This window comes from Micromonospora sp. C51 (genome assembly GCF_018070435.1).
GTDB classification, from domain to species: domain Bacteria; phylum Actinomycetota; class Actinomycetes; order Mycobacteriales; family Micromonosporaceae; genus Micromonospora; species Micromonospora sediminimaris.
Map to the genome: position 1 here is coordinate 105,496 of NZ_JAGPXQ010000008.1, position 19,998 is coordinate 125,493.

A 19,998-nucleotide genomic window follows, 5' to 3' on the forward strand; every position below is an offset into this window, starting at 1 on the left:
CATGCTTGAGACCGTCCGCGGACCACGCCAGCTGATAGTGGGCGAAGGGGTCGCACAGAACATCCCACGAGTGGTGGCCGAGAGTGGCTCACGCGTGCTCATCTTGACCGACCAGGTTCTTCTGCGGCAGCCGCGGGTGGCCGAGATCGTGGCCGCCGTGCAGGAGAAGGTCGAGATCGTCAAGGTGTTCTCCGAGGCGACTCCGGACGTGCCACTCGCCGATGTCGATCTGGCCGTCTCGGCCGCGGCCGAGGTGGACGCCGACGTGATCCTCGCCATCGGGGGTGGCACGGTCATCGACCTCGCCAAGATCGTCGGCGTCATCCGGCGCCACGGTGGGACGCCGCGCGACTTCTACGGCGAGTCGAAGGTGCCGGGGCCGACGATTCCCCTCGTCGCGGTCCCGACAACGTCAGGCACCGGCTCCGAACTCACCCCCGTCTCGGTGTTGACCGACCCGGACCGCGAGCTCAAGGTAGGGGTGTCCAGCGTCCACATCGTGCCCGACTTCGCCATCGTCGACCCCGAACTCACGTACACCTGCCCGGCGACCGTCACCGCCCACTCCGGCATCGACGCGTTCTGTCACGCGGTGGAAAGCTACACCGCGCGCCCCCGGGCCCACGGACCACGCGACCCGGTGGAGCAGGTGTTCCTCGGCCGCAACCCGATCACCGACCACTACGCGCTCCTGGCCGCGGAGCGGATCGCCCGTAGCCTGCATCGTGCGGTCAGGGACGGAGGCGACACGGACGCGCGGGCAGACATGTCCTACGGGTCGATGCTCGCCGGAATCGCCTTCTCCCACGCGGGCAACGCGGCCCCGCACGCCCTCCAGTACCCCATCGGCGCAGCCACGCACACGCCGCACGGCCTGGGCGTCGGGCTGCTACTGCCGTACGCGCTGGACGCGGCCAAGGATGCCATCGCCGACCGGTTGGCCACCCTCGCCGGGGTGTGCGGGCTCGACGTGACCGACGCCTCGGACGCCGAGGCCGCGGACACGTTCCTCACCTGGCTCGACAGACTCCTTGCCGACATCGGCATCCCGCCCACCTTGGCGGACATCGGCGTGGCCCGCGCCGACCTTCCCCGCTTCGCGCAGATGGCAAGTGGCGTCACCCGCCTGATCCAGAACCATCCAGGCCCGACCGACACCGCCAGCCTGACCGCGATTCTCGAAGCGGCCTGGACCGGGGACCGGGCCCGAGGCGTCCTCACCCTCGAGCAGCAATAACGACCGGCCTGCCACCTGACGCCGAGTCCCACGCCGTCCTGCTGAGCAGGTGTTACGTGTCGTCAGGCGGGTTGCTGGGAATTTGCTGCCTCACTCCGGTCGCCCGCACGAAACAGCAACGGAGCACCCGTGCGATCCCGCAACACCCGGCCGAGGGCCAGCCGCTCCGGGCAGCGTCCGCAGGTCAGAAACCCTTCGTCGGAGGCATCGAAGCCGGCAGAGAGACGGATGCGGTGGATGATCCACGGGTGACGGAACGCAGACGAGCGGCAGCGGTGATCGTTCGCGATGGTTGCGTACTGATGGTTCGGGAGCGAAGCCTCGGACCGTCCGGGCGACACGACAGCCTGGAGTACTGGACGCTCCCAGGCGGTGGCATTGCGGACGGAGAGACCCCCGAGGAAGCCGTGCGACGCGAGGTTGAGGAAGAGGTCGGACTGACCCCACTCAGTACTCGCTACCTCATCGATGTGCCTTATCCGTCAGGGCTCACGGCATGCTTCGCGGTGACTGTGGCCGACGGTGAGCCCCAGGTCGGCCACGACGAACTGCCCTGCGATTGCCCGAGCCTGGTGTCGGTGGACTGGGTCCCGCTGCCAGCCGTGAACCCCGAAACAACGGGTGCTCCCATCCCAACCATGATCGTGGTGTGGCCCGCACACTGACGGTCGCGCAAGCAGTACAGCCACCGCCCAGCTCCGACCGGTTGACGGCCAGGAGAAGCGACCGCAGTGGACAAGCCGAGGCAGCCAGCAGGACCAGGTGGGGACCAGACGGTCTGCGCGAGGACGGGCGGCCTGCGGCCGACTGCACGGCCTGATCTACCGCTACCCAGACGAGCGGCCCGTGACCGCTCGTCCAGCTCTTCCACGGCCCGTACCGTGCCGGCACGTCCCGCCACGCTCGAACCGCCCACTCACCATAGACGTTGACAGCCGATCCACACTCCAAGATCCAGGAGGCTCCGGCACACCCGGCGGAGAGGAATTGGACAGCACTGAGCCCCTCAGACCGTGCCGCGGTATCCGTACTAGGTGCCTGCCTGGTCGAGCACTTCAATAACACGCGCGCTGATCTTGCCGAGGGCGGCGGTATCAGCTGCGCCCAGGGTATCGAAAAGGACGTCTCGAATTTCTGCTCGTTGTGCGCGTAGCACGCGCACCACGAGTAGCCGACCTTGAGAGGTCAAGGCGGCCTCGTAGGCACGCCGCCCCGTTGGTACCCGACCCCGGGTAACCAGACCCTCGCGTTCCAGCACGTTCAGCGTGTGGCTGACGCGGCTGGGCGAGAAGCGCAGCATGCCGGCGAGCGCTTTCAAGCCCAGCGTCTGGTTCTCCGCGGCGCTGAGCAGAACCAGCAACTTGAAATGCCCGTGGGAGATATTCCCGTCGCGCTGGGACTGTCGCTCCAACGCGGCCTCGAGGAGGTGGGCCGCCAGCACGAAGGCGTGCCATACTGCGGTCCGGTCGAGGTCATCGTCACGTCGCACCGTCACGGTGCCCATTTTTGCGGTCGACGAACCGGCATGTCGACCTGCCGGGCCTACACCATAGGGTTGCCGTTGGCGGAGTCTTCGGCTGGAACGATGTCCTGGACGACGTCCCAGTGTTCCACGATGCGTCCGTTCTGCAGTCGGAAGATGTCGACGATGGCCACAGGGTTCGGGGCCCAGCCATGCACGATGCTGTGGGTAAAGACCAGGTCGCCCTGCGCGGCAACCCGCTGCGGCTCCCACGAAAAGCCTTCCAGCCCCGGGACGACGTTGCGCAAGGTGTCGAGCCCGTTGGGCATCTGCGGGCTGTGCTGGACGTAGGGTTCCGCCCAGTAGCGGTCAATGGCGGTCAGATCCTTCTCCGCGAACAACTCCCGCATCGCGGTGAGCACGATGTCAGTGTTTCGCTTTGCCTGATCGTCCTGGGCGGTGGGGTACTGGGTCATGTTCAGGCCTCCTTGATCGTTCCGACGAAGTTGTAGAGCTTGCCGTCGACGGTCACGTTGGAATAGACCGTCCCGTTCTCGAAGTCCTCCAGGTGCGTGACGGTGGCCCCGCTCGCCTCGGTCCAGGAGTTCAAGTAGAGGCCCTCACGGATCTCCCGCAGGTCCAGAACCACCGTCTCCGCGTGACCGTCGGGGGCGAGCCCCGCGCCCTGCACTACGACGAAGCTGCCCTGGGTCGGCGAATCAAAGGTGAACCGCACCTTCAGATCGCCCAGGTCGAAGCGGTAGCTACGGCCTATCAGTTGCCTGGTCAAGACATGTCCTTCCGTTCTGAGGCGGTGCGCCTCACCGCTGAGTTGAAGTCTCAACTCAAGGGCACGTTTCCGCAAACATCTGGGATGTAGGTCACTGAAGCGCTTCGACCCAGGTCAGCGCCCATGGATCCAGCCCGACGGCTGCGAGGCCGGGCGGGGGCAGCAGGCGGCGTCGACGCGGCGCAGGCCACCTGGGTGCTGATCCGAATTCTCGCAGTGTGGCTCAGACGCCCGGAGGATGCCGCCACCCGCGCTGTGATACAGGTAGCTCGATGGACGAACTGCCAACACGGATAACGCCACCGGCATGACCCAGTGACACCACGTCACCTCAGACGTCCGTTGAGCGTCTCCGTATCCAACCAGCGCGCTTCTCGATCCAGGATCGGCAGGAAGCCGCAGCGCATCTGGTCCTTGACGCTGTATGAAGGTGCAGGCCAGTGTCGTCGGCGGCGGCACGTCCTGAGGTGACCGCGCGGCCGCTGGCGTGCGTCCTGGTCGGCAGGTTTGGTTCCCAGGCACGCCGGCCCCGGGCACACCGCCGCGTTCCAGCAGCGCCGCCTGGCAGGCCGGTACGGTAGCCGCCAACCGCTCACCACGATCGGTCAGATAGACAACCTGCCCCGAACGCGCGGCGTCCCGAGCCACCTCCGCGAGCCGCTTACCCTCGGGGTCGACATCTCAGTCACCACCACAGCGCACCGTCATCAACCTCTGACGGGTGCAGCCTTCACGCTCAGTCACGCAGACTCCGAGCATGCTGACGCTGCGCCAGCCAGGCTTCACCGCCCAGTTTCCGGTGAACCTTTCGGGTGGCGTCGGGCGAAGTCCCGGACGATGACGCTGCGGTGCCAGCCGATCCAGGAGCGTCCTTCGACGTGGTCAAACCCGAGGGCGGACTCGAGTTCGCGGTAATCGTCCTCGACGCGGCGGCACATGCACATCGGTGTCTTCGCCACGGCCCCATCGCGGGTGACCGGCAGCTGAAGCAGCCTACGGGAGTGCGGATCCGCGGCTTGCCGTCCGGGGCCGGGCACTCGACCCCGAACTGTTCGGTCGTCGCCTGGCTTTACACCGAGTGCAGTAACTAATGCCCATTTTGTTCAGTAGCTGCCGGCTGCGGTGAGCAGCTCGGGTCCACCTCGCGCCTGAACGCATGGACCTGGCACCTCCAAATGCCGAGACGGCGATTACGCACACGCCCTCCTCGGTCGGCCGTATGGTGACCGAGAGACTGCTGTCGGGACATCTTCCAGGCTGAAGTGGAGTCGGTCGCGATGCGAGAAACCAGCGCCGATTTCTTTGTGACTATGGCTGAAGTTGCTGGTACGCTCGTCGGCACATTCCTCATTGGAATCTTCTTCTACCTCGACTCCGACCTGCACAAGACCCGCAAGGGCGCAGCTGCGGCCGACCGTTACCTCCGCTCTGGAGTGCGGTGGGTCTTCCTGGTCTTGGCCGTGCCGCTCATCGTGTCCCTCACACTCGCCGGCCTGGAGCCGATATGGGGCGCTCTTACTTTCATCGCGCTCTCGGCCCTGCTGGTTGCCTCAACTGTCGACACGACCTACCGTATTGTCGCTCGCGGCAGCTCAGCCATCTCGACCGCGTTCGTTGTCAACGAAGTCATCTCCACGGTAGCGGTCGTCGTCCTCGTCACGCTGCCCTGGGTGCTCGGTGGCTGGGTGCCACCGCCATCCGCCTTCGTTCCCTCCCTTCTGCTGGCCTTGGGATCTGGCTTCTTCAGCACCGTGGCGCTCGTCATGACTCTCTTCGGGCCGGCCCGGCAAGACGACACCCCTGCGTAGCACCGGCCGCGCCCGGCCAGGCCTCGCCCTGCTTGAGGGGTGTTGCGCAGTGGCGCGGCCGCTTACAGAAGCTACGGTCGCAGCTTGTGTGACGGAAAGTCAGGGCAGGCAACTCCTACACGACGGCGGCCGATGTCCCTCCGGCCGGCGATGTACGCCGTTACCGCTTCTGCGCTCGGTACTTCCGAAGCAGCGCCGTGATCTTGGCATAGGCACGGGCACGGCGCGACCGGCCGGGGATCTCAGTAGCTTCCACTGACGCGAACTGTCGCCACGGGTGCGGATCTGTTGACCCGACGATGACTGACGGCGATTCCTGACAAACCCATAGGGACACCCCCTGGTCGTGGGGCACTCCTACGGCGGGGTGGTGGCCGCCGCCTACGACGCTGCACGAGCGAGAGGGCGAGGCACTTGAAGCGATCGGCCCAGGGTGGAAAAGCATGTCGGACGATGTCTACTGCGTGGAGGTAGACGACCCCGGCTGGACCGAACGGGAGCGTCAGGCGTCCGGGCTCACCGAGCGGCGGTAGTGACGTCGAGCCTTGAGTCGGTTGCCGCACGTCGCCATCGAGCACCACCGGGCGGTGTTCGCCCGGCTGCGGTCGACCAGGAACAGGCGACACTCGTCGTTGGCGCAGGGGCGTAGCCGTCCGGGGGCGCTTTCGCGCATCTCGGCCCAGGCGAGCACGGCCTCGACGGCGAGCCTGCGGTCCGGCGCGACCACCAGCGTCCAGGTGAGGCCGGTCGCGGTCAGTCGCGGGGTCTGGTGGACACCGGTCAGGGTTGAAGCGAGAGCGTTGGCCGGGATGTCGCCGCGGACCGCCTGTTGCAGTAGGGGACGAACGGCGCGTACGGCCTCCAACTCCTCGGGCGAGCCGGTACCGCCGAATCGCCGCAGCACTGGCGGGGCGCCGGTCGGATCGGCGAGCAAATCCTGTGAATCGCCGTTGACCAGCGGGGTGCTGTTCAGAATGAACAGGAGGAGTTCCTCGCCAGTGGAGACCGGCATTACACCGCCTAACCATCTTCACGAGTTTGACAGGGTAGAAGTCTATCAGTAGGCTCCTAACCACCTTGCCAGGTTACGGGGGTTAGAAATGCGGGTCCATCACCGGTACGCCACCATCGAGGGGCGGCGACTGTTCTACCGCGAGGCGGGCGCTGCCGGTGCCCCTGCCGTCGTACTGCTGCACGGCTACCCAACCAGCTCGTTGATGTTCCGCGACCTCATCCCGAGGCTGGCCGACCGCTACCACGTGATCGCGCCGGACTACCTTGGCTTCGGCCAGTCGGACGCCCCGACGGTTGACGAGTTCGACTACAGCTTCGACACCCTTGCGCGGCTCACCGCCGGACTGCTCGGCCACCTCGGGGTCGACCGCTACGCCATCTACGTCCAGGACTACGGCGCGCCGATCGGATGGCGCCTCGCGCTTCAGCCGGCCGCCCCGGTGACCGCCATCATCAGCCAGAACGGCAACGGCTACGAGGCCGGCTTCGTGCCCGAATTCTGGGCCCCGATCTGGGCGTACGGCGACAACCCGAACGCGCAGAACGAAGCCGCCCTCCGACCCGCCCTCAGCCTCGACGCGATCGTTTGGCAGTACACCCACGGCGTACCGGACCCAAGCGTGGTCGCCCCCGACACCTGGACGCTCGATCACGCACTGCTGCAGCGGCCCGGCAACGACGCGGTGCAGCTGCGGCTGTTCGGCGACTACCACACCAACCGTGAGCTCTACCCTCGGCTGCAGGAGTATCTGCGCGACAGCCAGATCCCCCTCCTCGCGGTATGGGGCCGCAACGACGAGGTCTTCTCCGCGGAGGGGGCGGAGGCATTCCGGGACGACCTGCCCAACGCGGAGATTCACCTGTTGGACGGCGGGCACTTTCTGCTGGAGAGCGAAGGGCGGACAGTGGCGGAGCTCATCAACGACTTCCTCGGCCGGGCCCTCGTAACGTCCGGCCCCGACCAACCCTGAGGCTGCTCCTCACCGCTACGTCTGACGTGGCGTCAATGGCCAGGCCGGTGGCTGCCGGACGCTGAGGGGGTGACCGCAGGACCGCCGCGTTCAGTGAGTCGACCCAGGGGCGGCTACGCCGGCTCAGCCTCGCGACGTCACTGCGTCGCGATGTGACGGCGACGCGCACCGAGAGTAATACAGCCCGATCCTCCAGCGTCGAAATTCTTGTCGATCAACGCTGGGAGCGACCATGCTGAGAGTTCCCAGCGCTGGGTGGGCGGGAGACCGCGCCCCAGGCGAGGCGTAGCTGGGTGCAGACCGGCACCAGTCAAGGTCACCAGCGGTTGGCACCTAGCTAGGAGCGTCCGCCGGGACAACCACATCCTTTTTGCCAAGAATCGTCCACTGTCAAGCTGTCCAACGATGCCCTCAGCGACGCTGATTCAAGCGATGATCGCTACTTGTCACTGGTTGTCACCCACGGGCGGGGGTTTTCGGGGGGTAAACGGGGGGCCGACAGGGCGCGCCAGTCCATCGCGTCCCGCTCCCCTACCAGCAGAACACCCGTCACCAAGGGAGCGGCGCGCTCCTACCCATCGCTGCACGCCCGCCGCAGGCATGGGGGTTCGTGTCGGTGGGGCGACGTCGACCACGAATCCATAATCCCGTTCGCGGCGAGCTGCGACTCACGCCCAGGTAACCCGGCCGCCGGCGTCGGCGAGCAGGTCGAACGAGCACACGAGCGCGCCCTGCTCTCGGCGGCGGCCGATGACGTACCACCGCCGTCCCGGTCGGCCGGATGGTACTGGTGGCGGCGGTGGCCGTGCTCGCCGGCCTGGCCGCGGCGATCGCACGCGAGCGGCGCCCGTGAGTTCATGACCGGGAGCCGGGCGTGGCGTCGCGTCCCGGGGTGACCAGGCCACTCTCGTACGCGACCACGACGGCCTGTGCTCGGCTGGCGAGGCTAAGCTTGGTCATCGCCCGATGTAGGTGGGTCTTGACCGTCGCCTCGCTGACCACCAGTCCGCGTGCGATGTCGCCGTTGGTCATGCCGGTGCCGACCAGCCGCAGCACCTCGATCTCGCGAGCGGTGAGCCCCCGCAGGTCAGGTAGTGGCGTTTCGGGGAGGTGGGAGTCTCGGGTGTATGCCTCGATCAGGCGTCGGGTGACCGTGGGGGCGAAGAGCATGTCACCGGCTGCCACGGTCTGGATGGCCGCGATGAGGCGATCCGGTGGCGTGTCCTTGAGGAGAAATCCGCTGGCGCCGGCGCGCAGAGCGGCGTAGACGTACTCGTCCAGGTCGAACGTGGTCAGCACGAGGACCCGTGGACGGTGCGTCGCGTCGGCGAGGATGCGTTCGGTGGCGGTCACCCCGTTCAGGCGTGGCATCCGGATGTCCATCAGGATCACGTCCGGACGGCGAGCCTCCGCCTGGATCACCGCCGTCTGGCCGTCCTCGGCCTCACCAGCCACGGTGAGACCCGGTGCGGCATGGATCAACGCGGCCAGCCCGGCGCGAATCAGCACCTGGTCATCGACGACGAGCACGCTGGTCATGCACGGCCCTCCCCTGGCTCAGCCCACTCCGCTTCCGCGGCCGGCGTGGGTAACGTGAGCAAGACCTCGAATCCACCATGTGGCCGGCTGCCGGTGACGAGAGTTCCACCATAGACTCGGGCGCGTTCCCGCATCCCGATTAGTCCGTGCCCGGGCTTGGCGTCGTCTCGTGATTCGGCCATGCCGCGACCCGCATCGCTTACCCGAACCACGAATCGGTCGGCGTCGTAATGCAGAGTCACTGTGGCGCAGGTCGGGCCGGCGTGCCGCAGGACGTTGGTCAGGCACTCCTGGATCACGCGGTACGCGCACAGGTCAAGGCCGGCCGCGAGGGGGCGTGGCACGCCGACCACCACCACCTCGACCGGAACGCCCGCCCCACGTACCCGCTCCACCAGCTCGTCGAGGCGGTCGATGCCCGGTGAGGGTTGGTATGTCTCGCCGTCGGGCGCACCGTCGACCTCGTCCGCGTCGACGTGCAGCACCGCCAGCACCCGACGCATCTCCCGCAACGCCTCACCACTCGTCCGCAGGACCGTTTCCAGCGCGGTGCGCGAGGTTACCGGATCGGACTCGAGTACGTACCTGGCCAGCCCCGCCTGCACGGAGATGACCGACATGTGGTGCGCGACCACGTCATGCAGCTCTCGCGCGATGTGCACCCGCTCCTCGGTGACCGCACGGCGGGCCCGCTCCTCGCGGTCGCGGCGCAACCGCTCCGCGAGTACGGCGAGGCGCCGGTTGCGCTCCGCCAGTTGCTGGGCGCGGTTCCCGAAGTGCCATACGACAGCAGTCCAGACCACGCTCTGCGCCAAGGCAGCCCACGCGAAGCCGGCGCCGAGGGCGAGTCCACCGTATAGCCATACCGTGGCCACCACAACGGCGGCGGTCACGCTTATCCGGGATGGCCGGTGGGCGGCCACCGTGTACAGCGCCAGCAGAGCTCCCGCGCTGTTCACCACCGGCCAGTAGCCGGTGGCGATATACCCCACCCAGAGTGTGCAGTACAGGAGCAGCACGGAGCTGGGAGCCCGCCGGCGCGCCACCAGAGTCGCGTTGACCAGGCATGTCAGTGCGTAACCCACGCCGTCGAGCTCGCGGAACTGCTCCGGCGGATCCTGCCGGCCGAGCACCAGGCTGACCGCGGCGGTCGCCCCCGCCAACGCCACATCTACCAGCAGCGGATGCCGGTCCGACAGTTGCCTCAGGTGCGCCACCGCTCGCATGCCCGCGAAGGTTAACGGGCGCGCGGCGGCGCCTACGACGAGGGTTTACCGGACGTGCTCTTTGTTCAACCACTGGTAGCAATACATCAATCGATGGATGGATGATGTGACACGGCATGATTTCATACCTTCGTTCCCAGCCACAGCCACTCACCGGAGGAGGCGAGGATGGGACGACGAGGTCGGGTGACAGCACTTCCGTGGACCGGCTTGACCCTGACTGCCGCATTGTTGGCGTCCGGATGTTCGGGGACCGCCGCGGAGGCGGACCACTCCCATGGAGTGCCGGACCTGCCGCCACCCGGGGCAGCCACCTCAATTGTCCTGCCACTGGACGACTATGTGATCAGCCCGGAGGAGCAGGAGCGGGCGGATCGAGCCCAGGCGGCACTGGAGGTGTCGTGTCTGAGCCGGTTCGGCCTGACCTGGTCCGGGCCGGACGAGCCGGACCTGTTGGCCGGACGGGCGATACTCGCCGCAGGGCTGGCCGAACGGTTTGGGCTCGTCGATGAGGCACAGGCAGTCGCGCATGGCTACCACCCGCCGCGCTGGAGCGCACGGGGGTTGATCGCCTCGCGGGAGCACGCTCACCACCACGAGCCTCCGGCGGATGTGGCCGAGGTGCTGTTCGGACAAAGATCCACTATAGATGGCGATTCGGTGCCGGCGCAGGGGTGCCGGGGTGAGGCCTCGCGCCAACTTTCGGCCAACACCCGTCCGCTGGCCACCATTTCGCTTGTCACGCGCCTGGAGGAGGAGGCGGCGCGGGAGGCCGCCACCGATGACCGGGTTACCGCGATGTTCGAGGCGTGGAGCGCCTGCATGGCGGAGGCCGGCTACCACTACTCGACACCAATGAGTGCCGCCCGGGACCAACAATGGCGCCGCGCCCCGAAACCGTCGCCCCAGGAGATCGCTGTGGCCGGAGCGGACGTCGCCTGCAAGACAGCGGTCGGCTATCTGGACACCATAGTGGAGGCCACCGCCGAGTCCCAGCGAACCCTCATTGAGTCTTACGTTGACGAGCTGGATCGGGTGAAGCAGTCGCTCACCGTCGGGGCGCACAACGTCACCATGGCTCTCAGCTCGCACGTCCCGTCCGACCAGGGGAGGTGAAGCCCAGCACATCGATGAAATCTGTCAATCGAAACTTGGATCGGAGGAGACTATGCGACGCAGGATCATCGCACTACTGGCCGCAATCGGCATCGGCACGGCGGCTCTATTGGCCGCACCGACCCCGGCGAGCGCCTACGGGGTGAGCCAGGGCAACGACTACGCCCTACATTCGTACAACGGTAGAGTCCTCACCATCTGTGACGCGGAAAACGACGGGCACCGGGTCTGGGCGGGGTACTACACCAGCGCCTCGAACTCGTACCAGACCGCACCTGTAATCTACGGCAGCAACACGTCGGGCGTTGACTGCACCACGTACGAACTCTCCCACGTGCTGACGAACCTCCGGGTCGTTGAGGACAAACCGGGCAGCAGCAGCAACTACTACGGGTCGTGGCATGGCTACCCAGTAGCGGGTAGCTGACAAACTCCGGGCCAGGGCACTCACGGCAGCGCCGCTGATCATGGATGCCCTGGCCCGGCAGCGTGCCGAGCGCGGCAGGATGGAGTTTGTGACCACCGATCCGCCTCTCCCGCTGCTCGGCCCAGCGGGCGTCGACCAGTTGCATCGGCGAAGACAAGTGCGCACCGGCCGGCAGATCCGTACCGGCAAACAGCGCCCACAGCACATCGGATCGATACAGTATCGCCTGACGCTCGACATGAGCGCTCGCGGCGGCGAGCTCTGGCCGCAGGATACCCAGGTAATCAACTCTCGTGACGTTCCATTCCGCCTCAGCGATCATCCGCCGAACATTCGCCGCGTAGTTGATACTCCAGCCGCACCTGGTGGAGTTGGAGTCTTCGCTGGTAGTGGGCTGTTCTAGCGCAGTATTGGTGTCGTCGTCGCCATCGTGACCATCGATGGATGTGGTCGAAGGGTCGGGCGGTGGCGATCAGGTGTGCCAGGAGACGTCGGACCTCGCCGAGGGTGAGGGAATGAGGCCGTCATCGGATCCAGCGCTTCCTTTTGGCCTGTGCGGCGGTGACGGCGAGGTAGGCGTGGGCGCACAGAACGTAAATGCTGTCTGGCTGCCGTTGAGACGGCTTTGAGTGTGGGCCACGAGAATCACGAGCGACCGCGGAAGCGCTCTGAAGGCAGGACCGTGGCCTTCAGGTAGCCCCCCGGCGCTCTGAGTCCGCCGTGTCGGTCGGCACGTGGCCGGGATCGGTCGGCGACGGAGAAGGCGCTGCCGTCGAAGCGGCCGCGCGGCACTTGGCCAGGTTGCTGCGCGCGATGCCGAGATCGTGGTCGTACACCATGGGCAGCGCCTTTTGGAGTTCCTCGAACAGCGCCACGGAACGTTCGGTCACCTCCAGCGCTTCCTGGTGGCGGCCGAGAGCGCGCAGGCTCAGACCCAGGTTGTCCAGCGCTGCTGCAATCTCTGAACGGAATGCGCCGGGGTTCTTCGCCTCGAGTTGCTCCCACACCTTCACGCAGGCCCGGCAGGCCGGCTCCGCCTCGTCGTGGCGGCCGAGATAGCCGAGGAACAGGCCCTGGTTGCCAAGATATTTAGCGAAGTCACGAAGGAAGGCGTCGGACGACTCGGAAAGCTTCGCCACGATCCGGACGGCCGCGTGGACCGCGTGGACGGCCTCCTGATCCCGGTTGGCAGCCGAGAGGCGGACACCGAGGGAGTTCAGAGCCTCCGCGAGGACCGGCTGGACCTCGTCCGCGTCTCTCCGGGTCGCGTGATCTCGCAGCAGTGCGACGGCCTCCTCTCCGGTGGCGATCGCTTCCTGGATGCGGCCGACGTCGGCCTGTGCGGAGCTCAAGCAGTGCAGTGCCTTGCCGAGTGCCGGCGTGAGTTCCTGGCCGCTGGCCTTGACCAGCTGGCGGTGCAGGTCAACTCCCTCCTGAGCTGAGCTAAGTGCCGCGTCGAAGTTGCGGACGCGCCGGTAGCGGAGGCTCATGTTCGTGTGGGATTTGGCGTACTCCTCGAGGTAGGCGCGAGGGTCGATGCGCACCAGCCGCTGTAGCAGCTCCTGGGATTCTCGGCCCACCGAGATGGACTCGACGAGTTGCCCTGTCGCCCCGAGCCGGGTCGCCAGGTTGGTCAGCGCAATGCTGAGCGAGAAGACATCGGATGCTGTCCCGCCTCCTCTGAATGAGCGCCGCCGCAGATCGACAGCGAGGCGTGAGGTCTTTATGGCCTCGTCGTACTGGTTCGCCGCGAACAGAAAGGTGCCCAAGTCGTCCAGGGTCGCGGTGTACTCGCCGAGATAGCGGTCGGGATCCGCTGACATCAGCGTGTCGTAAGCCTTCACCACCTTTTGCGCGGCCGCCATACCCTCGCCGAGACGATTGGTCATGTGCAGCTGCATCGCGCGTTTGTGCAGCGATCGGGCCAGCAGGGGCAGGTAACGGTCCGGGTCCCGGTCCGCCGCGGCCTCAAAGACGTCGCAGACGGTCCCGATCACGTTGATCGCTTCGGTGCGGTTCCCCGCCTCCCACAGACGGTGGCTGACAGTGAACAGCCGCGCGGCGCGCTCCTCGTCGTTGGCCGCGGTGTCGGCCCACCGGCGGCACAACACGGCCGCGGTGGCCGCACACGATGACGCCGGATTAGGAAGAATCGCTTGTATGTCCGCGAGATCTTGATCGCTGAGTGGGCACTGCGCAGCGAAATTGGCCAGGGCGGTATCGACTTCGCCGAGATCGGCCCGTTCGATCACCGTCGGCAGGAATCGTGCCGGATCGCGACCGACCACCTGCAGCAGCACGTGTGCTGCAGCCGGTGTGTGGCTGCTCGCCGCACATAGGAAGGTCAACGCCTCGGTGACGTCGTCAACGTCAGCATCGGCGATCATCGCTTCCAGAAGGCCCGGGTGTTCGCGGATGCTGTCCACCACGTAGCCCTCGACCAGCCGAGCGGGCAGGTGCGGCCGTAACCACCGGTCGCCGGCCTCTTGCGGGTACAGGTTGCGGACCCACAGTGCCAGGTCGTCGATCAGAGCGTCGGGTGCGCTGTCGAGCATGGGAATGCGCCGCATCAACCGTGCCGCTTGCGGCGGCCCGGCCGCGCCGAACAGGGCCGCGGCGATCACCGACGCGCGTAGCACGGGGAGCCCGAGGTCCGCGAGGTTCGCCTCGGTTGCTCGGGTCAGCCAGCGTTGCTCCTCGAGCTGGAAGACCTCGCGGACGGCGGTGCGCGCTGCGATGAGCCCGTTCAGCTCGTTCTCGACCGCGACGAAGGCGGCCGCGCTCAGCAGCATCGCGCTATGCCGCGGGTCCTCGTCCACGCGCACGGTCGGGGGCGTCGTGTCGGACCAGGCCGCGTACGCTTTGACCGCCCGCTGAAACACCTGCTGAACACTTTTCGGGCTCTGCGCCAGTGGGCCCACCTCGATCGCTGGGATGGCCGGCAGCAGCTGGGCCACCTCATGGTCGGCTTCGGCGCGCAGTCGCCGCCACCACTTTCCGAAGTCGCGGGCAAGCAGAATCACCCTCGGCCGTTGCTGCGGGCTCAGCGCCGCCAGCGTCGCCAGGGCCGCGGGCAGATCGGTACGGGTGTTCGCGTCGTCGATGATGAGCACGGCTGGTGCCGTGGCCGTGGCCGTGCACTCCACCGCCGCCACGGCGGCCCGGCTGCGCGGCCATCCGGTAAGCCTGCTCGCGTCCTGCAGATGCTCGGTCAACTCGATCGCCAGCCGGGTCTTGCCAGTTCCCGCCCGGCCCACGACGCACATTACCGGAATCTCGTCTGCACCGAGACACCAGCGCAGCGTGGCACGGACCAGCCGGTCGTGCGAAAGGTTGTACGGCACAACGCGCTGTTCGGGGTGTAGTGCGAGCAGCGTGGCGTGGTCGTCGGGCCAGTTTTCGCCGCCCGGACCGGTGGTGGTCAGATCGGCCCAGCGGCGGTCGAAGTCGCTGGCGCGGGCGCGCCGCTCCCACACCACCGCTCCAGTGAAGGTGGCCATACCGGCGACCAGCCCGAATCCGGCCGCTACCGGCGCGGGCACGAAGTTGGCCAGCGCGGCCGCGGATCCGCCGAGCACTGTGGCCAACCCCGATACCGCGAGTCGCCCGGATCGGCTTCGGCGGAACGTGGCGAGGATCGACGAAGACATGCCGCCAGCATGCTGTCTGTTCACCGGCGCAGCAATCGCTCAATGGCTCACCATGCGTTGCGCTCCGGACGATACCGTACCCGGATTAAAAAGCTCTTCCCCCCGAGCGGAATCCGACCTGGACGTCGTCCGGTGAGGTGAAGGCCCGAAGTGTCCCTCGGTTCAACTGCGTCCGAGCTGGGTCGGCCGCTGAGCGCTTCGACTGAGTAACGCTACCGATAGTTGAGACGCCGTGAGGCCTCTGGTTTCGCGCAGGTCGGCGTAGGACCCCACGACATCGCGGCCAACTACGTCGAACAAATGTGATGGCCGCCGTTTGCGGGCTGGTGACACGTTCCTTACACCGACAGCCCCGGGTACCGAACCGTGTAGTGGGGGTCGCTACCCATCTAACAACCGTATCGATGGCGAGCCAACGGCAACGGACCGTGACCGAGCGCGCTGAGCGTTGGAGCACTCGCACCAAACGAATACGAGAACCTGCCAGTCACCCTGGCTTATCAGTAAGGCGTGGCGGCCCGGACCATCTGCCACGAGTACTCGCTGCGATGACAACTAGGAAACGATCCGGCGGATCCGGTGGCGGGCGAGGGAGTGCTGCTCCGCCGTCGCCAGCTCGCCGGTGCCCACCATCGAGAACACCACCTCGACGACGAGACCGCCGTGCGGCCGCGGGTGCGCGGTGAGCTCCGCGCCGTGCGCCCGGGCGATCGCGCGGACGATGGACAGCCCGAGGCCGTGATGCCCGCCGTCAGCCGTGCGGTGCAGCCGCTGGAACGGCTCGAAGAGACGGTCCACCTGATCCGCGGAGATGACCTCGCCAGTGTTGGCCACGGTGAGCACCACCCGGCCGATCGTCCGGTGCATGCTGACCGCGACCGTGCCGCCGGGCACGTTGTGGTGGATGGCGTTGTCGCAGAGGTTGACCAGCAACCGGCCGAGCAGCACCGGATCGCCCAGCACCGACACCGGCCGCAGCGAGGTCACCACCTGCACCCCGCGCCGTTCGGCCTCCAGCGCCCGCTCGCGCAGCGCCAGCTCGACCAGTCCGGTCAGGTCAACCATCTCGTCCGCGGCCCGACCGTGCTCGCTGCTGGAGAGGGTGAGCAGCGACTCGAGAAGCTGGCCCCGCTGATCGCTGATCACCAGGAGCCGCTCGAAATTGTGCCGGAACGATTCCAAGCTGGCATCCGGATCGATGAGCGGCTCCTCGAGCAGCGCCCGTTCCACGGTCAGCGGGGTGCGCATCTCATGGGCGGCGTTGGCGACGAATCCCCTGTGGGCGTCGAGCGCGGTCTCCAACCGGCCGAGCAGGCCGTCGACGGTGTCGGCCAGATCCTTCAGCTCGTTGCGGTTGCCGGGCAGGGCCAGCCGCTCGTGCACGTTGCGATCGGAGATCTGGCGCAGGCGCTCGGTCATCGTCAGCACCGGGCGCAGCACTCGGCCGGCGATCAGCCAGCCAAGGAACAGCGAGATCAAGGCCATGATGGCCAGCGCGATCAGCGGCTGGAGCAGCCCGCTTCCGGCCGTGTCGGCCGCGTCGATAGCGGGCAGCGTGCCGTCGTCGGCCGGGCCGGGCAACGGCGGGCCGGACATCGGGCCGGACGGGAGCGGCGGCGGCGTCACGGGATTGAGGCTCTTGGCCAGCGCCCACATGATCACCAGCAGGACGGTGCTCGACATCACGGAGACGAGGACGTACAGCAGCGTCAGCCGCAGGCGGAGAGGGTGTTGTCCGAGTCGCATGATCAGATCCGGTATCCGGCGCGGGGCACCGTCTCGATCAGCGGCGGATCGCCGAGCTTGGTCCGCAGCCGGTTCACGGTGGCCTTCACCGTGGTGGTGAAGGGGTCGGTCGCCTCGTCCCAGACGCGGTCGAGCAGCTCCTCGGCAGACACCACCCGGCTGCCACAGGTCAGCAGATATTCCAGCACAGCAAACTCCTTAGGACTCAAGTTAAGCCGAGCCCCGGCTCGGGTTGCGGTGCGCTGCGCCGGGTCGAGGCGCAGGTCACCGTGCTCCAGCACGGGCGGCGCTGCGGGCTGCGAGCGCCGGGCCACCGCCCGGATCCGGGCCACCAGTTCCGCGTATGCGAAAGGTTTGGGGAGGTAGTCGTCGGCACCGATACCCAGTCCCTCCACCCGGTTCGCGATGGTGCCCGAGGCGGTCAGCATCAGCACCCGGCTCAGCGATCTCTGGCTGACCAGCGTGCGGCACACGTCGTCGCCGTGCACCACGGGCAGGTCGCGGTCGAGGACAATCACGTCGTACGGGACCACCGTCGCCCGCTCCAGCGCCGACCCGCCGTCGTATGCGACGTCGACGGCCATGCCCTCGCGCCGCAGCACCCGAGCGACCGAGTCGGCCAAGTCCGGCTGATCTTCAACCACGAGTACCCGCATGACACGCGTTCCTGTCTGTGTGACTCAACTGTCGACGACGGTTCCGGACTGACGCTAATAAGGCTCCTGTCACAAGCCGGTCACAACGGCACGGACCGTGCTGTGACCGCCCGCTGTCTACAACTTCTCACTGACAGCAAAGAGTCCCGGAAACAAGGCAGGAGGATGTGATGACCCTGGCCATCCATACTGAATCTCTCAGTAAGCGCTACCGCCGCCACCTCGCGCTCGACGACTGCACGCTGGCGATTCCAGACGGACGGATCGTCGGTCTGGTCGGTCCCAACGGCGCCGGTAAGTCAACCCTTCTCGGGTTGGTGTCCGGCATGATCGCGCCGACCAGCGGAAGCATCGAGGTGCTCGGTCAGCGGCCGGCGGTCAGCGCGGAACAGCTGGCTCGGGTCGGATTCGTCGCTCAGGACGCGCCGGTCTACAGCCGGCTGACCGTTACCGACCACCTCAAGCTGGGCGCCCGGCTGAACCCGAAGTGGGATCAAGCGTTCGCCGAGCGGCGAATCCGCGAGCGTGGGCTCGACCTCAAGCAGAAGGCCGGTTCGCTCTCCGGCGGTCAGCGGGCCCAGCTCGCGCTGACCGTCGCCGCGGCCAAGCGGGGCGAACTGCTCGTCCTCGACGAGCCGGTGGCGGCGCTCGACCCGCTGGCCCGGCGCGGGTTCATGCGGGACCTGCTCGACTTCGTCGACGAGCTCGAGGTGAGCGTGATTCTCTCGTCGCACCTGCTCGGCGACCTGGAGCAGGTCTGCGATCACCTGATCGTGCTGGCCAACGGCCGGGTGCATGTCTCCGGCGACGTGTCGGACCTGCTCGCCGTCCACTACCGGATCACCGGCCGTGCGGGCGACCCCTGCCGGCTGCTGCCAGCCGACGCCGAGCTGATCCACGCCGAGAACAGCCGCGACGAGTCGTCGGTGATCGTACGGTCCACCTCGCCAATTCCCGGGGCGGAGGCCGTGGACCTCGAGGACATGACCCTCGCCTATCTGACCCGGGCCACCACCACCGGCCCGGTCGGGCCGACCGCAGCAATGACGGGAGCCGACCGATGATCTGGCTGGCCTGGAGGCAGTTCCGCGCCCAGACACTGGTGGCCGCGGGGGCGCTCGCGCTCCTCGCGATCTACCTGATCTACCTGGGCAGCGAGATCCGCAACTTCTACGACACGAGGATCGCCAACTGCACCCAGCAGGCGTGCTATCTCGCACGGCTGGACCTGCGGGCCACCTACGACGACGCGATCTCGGTCATGGTGGTGCTGCTCATCGCCGTACCCGGCCTGATCGGGGTCTTCTGGGGCGCCCCGCTGGTAACCCAGGAACTGGAGCAGCGCACTGATCGGCTGGTGTGGAACCAGAGCGTCACCCGCACCAAGTGGTTGGCAGTCAAGCTCACCGTGATCGGCCTGGCCAGCATTGCGGTGGCCGGCCTGTTCAGCCTGCTGCTGACGTGGAGCGCAAGCCGGTACGACGAGGTGATTGGTGAGCGGTTCGCGGCGCTGAGCTTCGGCTCCCGCAACATCGTACCGATCGGGTACGCGCTGTTCGCCTTCGTGCTCGGCACCGTGGTCGGCATGATCGTCAAGCGCACGCTGCCGGCCATGGCGATCACCCTGATCATCTTTGCCGGGCTCCAGCTGCTGATCCCGACGATTGTCCGGCAGAACCTGATGCCCCCGGTCACCGACACCGTGGCCGTCGACGCCAACGTGCTCAACAGCGGCGTCGGGATGAATCTGAAGGAAGACAACACCTTCGACATCCAGGGATACACGGCCAACGGGAGCTGGGCTCTCGAGTTCTCGTCACCGCTGTACAAGGCGGACGATACGCCGTACCGCGGCGAGGACGCGAAGCCCTGCCTCATCCCGGACGACCGGGAGGCCGGCGACGCCTGCACGACCGCGCAGAACCTGCACTTCGACTACCTCCACCAGCCGGGCCACCGATACTGGACGTTCCAGTGGATCGAACTGTCAATGTTCCTCGGCCTGTCTATTTTGCTGACCGCGTTCGGGTTCTTCTGGCTCCGGCGCCGCTCCTAGCTTGATCTTCAACCTGTGGTCGATTTGTATCGACCCTGGCTGATCATGGCCGCAGCCCTTGGGATCACGAGGCCTTGTTCTCGCTCATGGTCGACACGATCCGTCCGTATGCGCCCTGGCCGAGCCGGGAGGGCTACAACAACGGCCAGCACCGCGCCCAGGCGCTGCTCGACGCCGGCGTGCGCCGGTCCTCATCGAACGCGTCGCCGACTGACCAGCCGTCGATGCGGCGGTGCGGGACGCTATGGCAGCGGTGGCACCGCGTGATCGCCGAACCCGAACCGGCGCGATGCCGGCAAC

The 19,998-nt window shown here is 67.1% G+C and carries 17 protein-coding genes; 8 read left to right on the forward strand and 9 right to left on the reverse strand.

All coding sequences use genetic code 11. The annotated features are described in order from the left end of the window. Position 1: 1 nt before the first annotated feature. Both KBX50_RS12095 and KBX50_RS33325 read left to right on the forward strand, forming a co-directional pair. Positions 2-1,237 carry an iron-containing alcohol dehydrogenase gene (locus KBX50_RS12095; protein WP_210937125.1) on the forward strand — a complete coding sequence of 412 codons (1,236 nt, stop codon included), beginning with the start codon at positions 2-4 and terminating at the stop codon, positions 1,235-1,237. A gap of 248 nt (positions 1,238-1,485) precedes the next feature. Beyond that, on the forward strand, positions 1,486-1,902 hold the full coding sequence (locus KBX50_RS33325) for an NUDIX domain-containing protein (protein ID WP_210937126.1): 417 nt from the start codon (positions 1,486-1,488) through the stop codon (positions 1,900-1,902). A gap of 365 nt (positions 1,903-2,267) precedes the next feature. Here KBX50_RS33325 and KBX50_RS12105 read toward each other — a convergent pair whose 3' ends face one another. The 3 genes from KBX50_RS12105 to KBX50_RS12115 are packed head-to-tail and all read right to left on the reverse strand — an operon-like array spanning position 2,268 to position 3,489. Beyond that, positions 2,268-2,732: a MarR family transcriptional regulator gene (locus KBX50_RS12105; RefSeq protein WP_210937127.1), complete on the reverse strand. Its 465-nt coding sequence runs from the start codon at positions 2,730-2,732 to the stop codon at positions 2,268-2,270. A 47-nt stretch (positions 2,733-2,779) separates the two neighbouring features. Next, positions 2,780-3,175, reverse strand: a complete 396-nt coding sequence (locus KBX50_RS12110; RefSeq protein WP_210937128.1) for a nuclear transport factor 2 family protein — start codon at positions 3,173-3,175, stop codon at positions 2,780-2,782. Positions 3,176-3,177: 2 nt separating this feature from the next. Beyond that, the gene (locus tag KBX50_RS12115) at positions 3,178-3,489 is read right to left on the reverse strand and encodes a hypothetical protein (protein WP_199172159.1); all 312 of its coding nucleotides are present in this window, start codon (positions 3,487-3,489) and stop codon (positions 3,178-3,180) included. A gap of 1,277 nt (positions 3,490-4,766) precedes the next feature. Between KBX50_RS12115 and KBX50_RS12120 the strand changes: the two genes are divergently transcribed. Further along, positions 4,767-5,297: a hypothetical protein gene (locus KBX50_RS12120; protein ID WP_210937129.1), complete on the forward strand. Its 531-nt coding sequence runs from the start codon at positions 4,767-4,769 to the stop codon at positions 5,295-5,297. A gap of 502 nt (positions 5,298-5,799) precedes the next feature. On the opposite strand, the gene KBX50_RS12125 is transcribed toward KBX50_RS12120, so the two are convergent. Next, positions 5,800-6,309, reverse strand: a complete 510-nt coding sequence (locus tag KBX50_RS12125; protein WP_210937130.1) for a CGNR zinc finger domain-containing protein — start codon at positions 6,307-6,309, stop codon at positions 5,800-5,802. Positions 6,310-6,397: 88 nt separating this feature from the next. Here KBX50_RS12125 and KBX50_RS12130 point away from each other — a divergent pair, with 88 nt between their 5' ends. Continuing rightward, positions 6,398-7,282 (forward strand): alpha/beta fold hydrolase, encoded by an 885-nt coding sequence (locus KBX50_RS12130; RefSeq protein WP_210937131.1) that lies wholly within the window; start codon positions 6,398-6,400, stop codon positions 7,280-7,282. 855 nt (positions 7,283-8,137) lie between these two features. Here KBX50_RS12130 and KBX50_RS12135 read toward each other — a convergent pair. Then, positions 8,138-8,821 (reverse strand): response regulator transcription factor, encoded by a 684-nt coding sequence (locus KBX50_RS12135; RefSeq protein ID WP_093409652.1) that lies wholly within the window; start codon positions 8,819-8,821, stop codon positions 8,138-8,140. After that, positions 8,818-10,047, reverse strand: a complete 1,230-nt coding sequence (locus tag KBX50_RS12140; protein ID WP_210937132.1) for a sensor histidine kinase — start codon at positions 10,045-10,047, stop codon at positions 8,818-8,820. The genes KBX50_RS12135 and KBX50_RS12140 overlap by 4 nt, the downstream gene beginning before the upstream one ends. Before the next feature lie 342 nt (positions 10,048-10,389). On the opposite strand from KBX50_RS12140, the gene KBX50_RS12145 reads away from it, so the two are divergent. After that, positions 10,390-11,163 (forward strand): hypothetical protein, encoded by a 774-nt coding sequence (locus KBX50_RS12145; RefSeq protein WP_210937133.1) that lies wholly within the window; start codon positions 10,390-10,392, stop codon positions 11,161-11,163. A 52-nt stretch (positions 11,164-11,215) separates the two neighbouring features. Further along, on the forward strand, positions 11,216-11,590 hold the full coding sequence (locus tag KBX50_RS12150) for a hypothetical protein (RefSeq protein WP_210937134.1): 375 nt from the start codon (positions 11,216-11,218) through the stop codon (positions 11,588-11,590). 689 nt (positions 11,591-12,279) lie between these two features. Here KBX50_RS12150 and KBX50_RS12155 read toward each other — a convergent pair. From KBX50_RS12155 to KBX50_RS12165, 3 genes are all read right to left on the reverse strand, one after another. Further along, positions 12,280-15,240 (reverse strand): tetratricopeptide repeat protein, encoded by a 2,961-nt coding sequence (locus KBX50_RS12155; RefSeq protein ID WP_210937135.1) that lies wholly within the window; start codon positions 15,238-15,240, stop codon positions 12,280-12,282. Positions 15,241-15,795: 555 nt separating this feature from the next. Then, entirely contained in the window at positions 15,796-16,986 is a 1,191-nt protein-coding gene (locus KBX50_RS12160; RefSeq protein ID WP_210937136.1) for a HAMP domain-containing sensor histidine kinase, read from the reverse strand. Positions 16,987-16,988: 2 nt separating this feature from the next. Next, on the reverse strand, positions 16,989-17,642 hold the full coding sequence (locus tag KBX50_RS12165) for a response regulator transcription factor (protein WP_210937137.1): 654 nt from the start codon (positions 17,640-17,642) through the stop codon (positions 16,989-16,991). A gap of 170 nt (positions 17,643-17,812) precedes the next feature. On the opposite strand from KBX50_RS12165, the gene KBX50_RS12170 reads away from it, so the two are divergent. Further along, positions 17,813-18,706 (forward strand): ABC transporter ATP-binding protein, encoded by an 894-nt coding sequence (locus tag KBX50_RS12170; RefSeq protein WP_210937138.1) that lies wholly within the window; start codon positions 17,813-17,815, stop codon positions 18,704-18,706. Beyond that, complete coding sequence (locus KBX50_RS12175) at positions 18,703-19,698, forward strand: ABC transporter permease subunit (protein ID WP_210937139.1); 996 nt, start codon at positions 18,703-18,705, stop codon at positions 19,696-19,698. The genes KBX50_RS12170 and KBX50_RS12175 overlap by 4 nt, the downstream gene beginning before the upstream one ends. Positions 19,699-19,998 lie beyond the last annotated feature (300 nt).

Excerpts from the sequence above, each read along its gene's own strand:
- KBX50_RS12130 (WP_210937131.1), top strand. The coding sequence starts at position 6,398 with ATGCGGGTCCATCACCGGTACGCCACCATCGAGGGGCGGCGACTGTTC.
- KBX50_RS12120 (WP_210937129.1), top strand. The coding sequence starts at position 4,767 with ATGCGAGAAACCAGCGCCGATTTCTTTGTGACTATGGCTGAAGTTGCT.
- KBX50_RS12165 (WP_210937137.1), bottom strand. The coding sequence starts at position 17,642 with ATGCGGGTACTCGTGGTTGAAGATCAGCCGGACTTGGCCGACTCGGTC.
- KBX50_RS12160 (WP_210937136.1), bottom strand. The coding sequence starts at position 16,986 with ATGCGACTCGGACAACACCCTCTCCGCCTGCGGCTGACGCTGCTGTAC.
- KBX50_RS12135 (WP_093409652.1), bottom strand. The coding sequence starts at position 8,821 with ATGACCAGCGTGCTCGTCGTCGATGACCAGGTGCTGATTCGCGCCGGG.
- KBX50_RS12150 (WP_210937134.1), top strand. The coding sequence starts at position 11,216 with ATGCGACGCAGGATCATCGCACTACTGGCCGCAATCGGCATCGGCACG.
- KBX50_RS12170 (WP_210937138.1), top strand. The coding sequence starts at position 17,813 with ATGACCCTGGCCATCCATACTGAATCTCTCAGTAAGCGCTACCGCCGC.
- KBX50_RS12155 (WP_210937135.1), bottom strand. The coding sequence starts at position 15,240 with ATGTCTTCGTCGATCCTCGCCACGTTCCGCCGAAGCCGATCCGGGCGA.
- KBX50_RS12095 (WP_210937125.1), top strand. The coding sequence starts at position 2 with ATGCTTGAGACCGTCCGCGGACCACGCCAGCTGATAGTGGGCGAAGGG.
- KBX50_RS12125 (WP_210937130.1), bottom strand. The coding sequence starts at position 6,309 with ATGCCGGTCTCCACTGGCGAGGAACTCCTCCTGTTCATTCTGAACAGC.
- KBX50_RS12140 (WP_210937132.1), bottom strand. The coding sequence starts at position 10,047 with ATGCGAGCGGTGGCGCACCTGAGGCAACTGTCGGACCGGCATCCGCTG.
- KBX50_RS12110 (WP_210937128.1), bottom strand. The coding sequence starts at position 3,175 with ATGACCCAGTACCCCACCGCCCAGGACGATCAGGCAAAGCGAAACACT.
- KBX50_RS12175 (WP_210937139.1), top strand. The coding sequence starts at position 18,703 with ATGATCTGGCTGGCCTGGAGGCAGTTCCGCGCCCAGACACTGGTGGCC.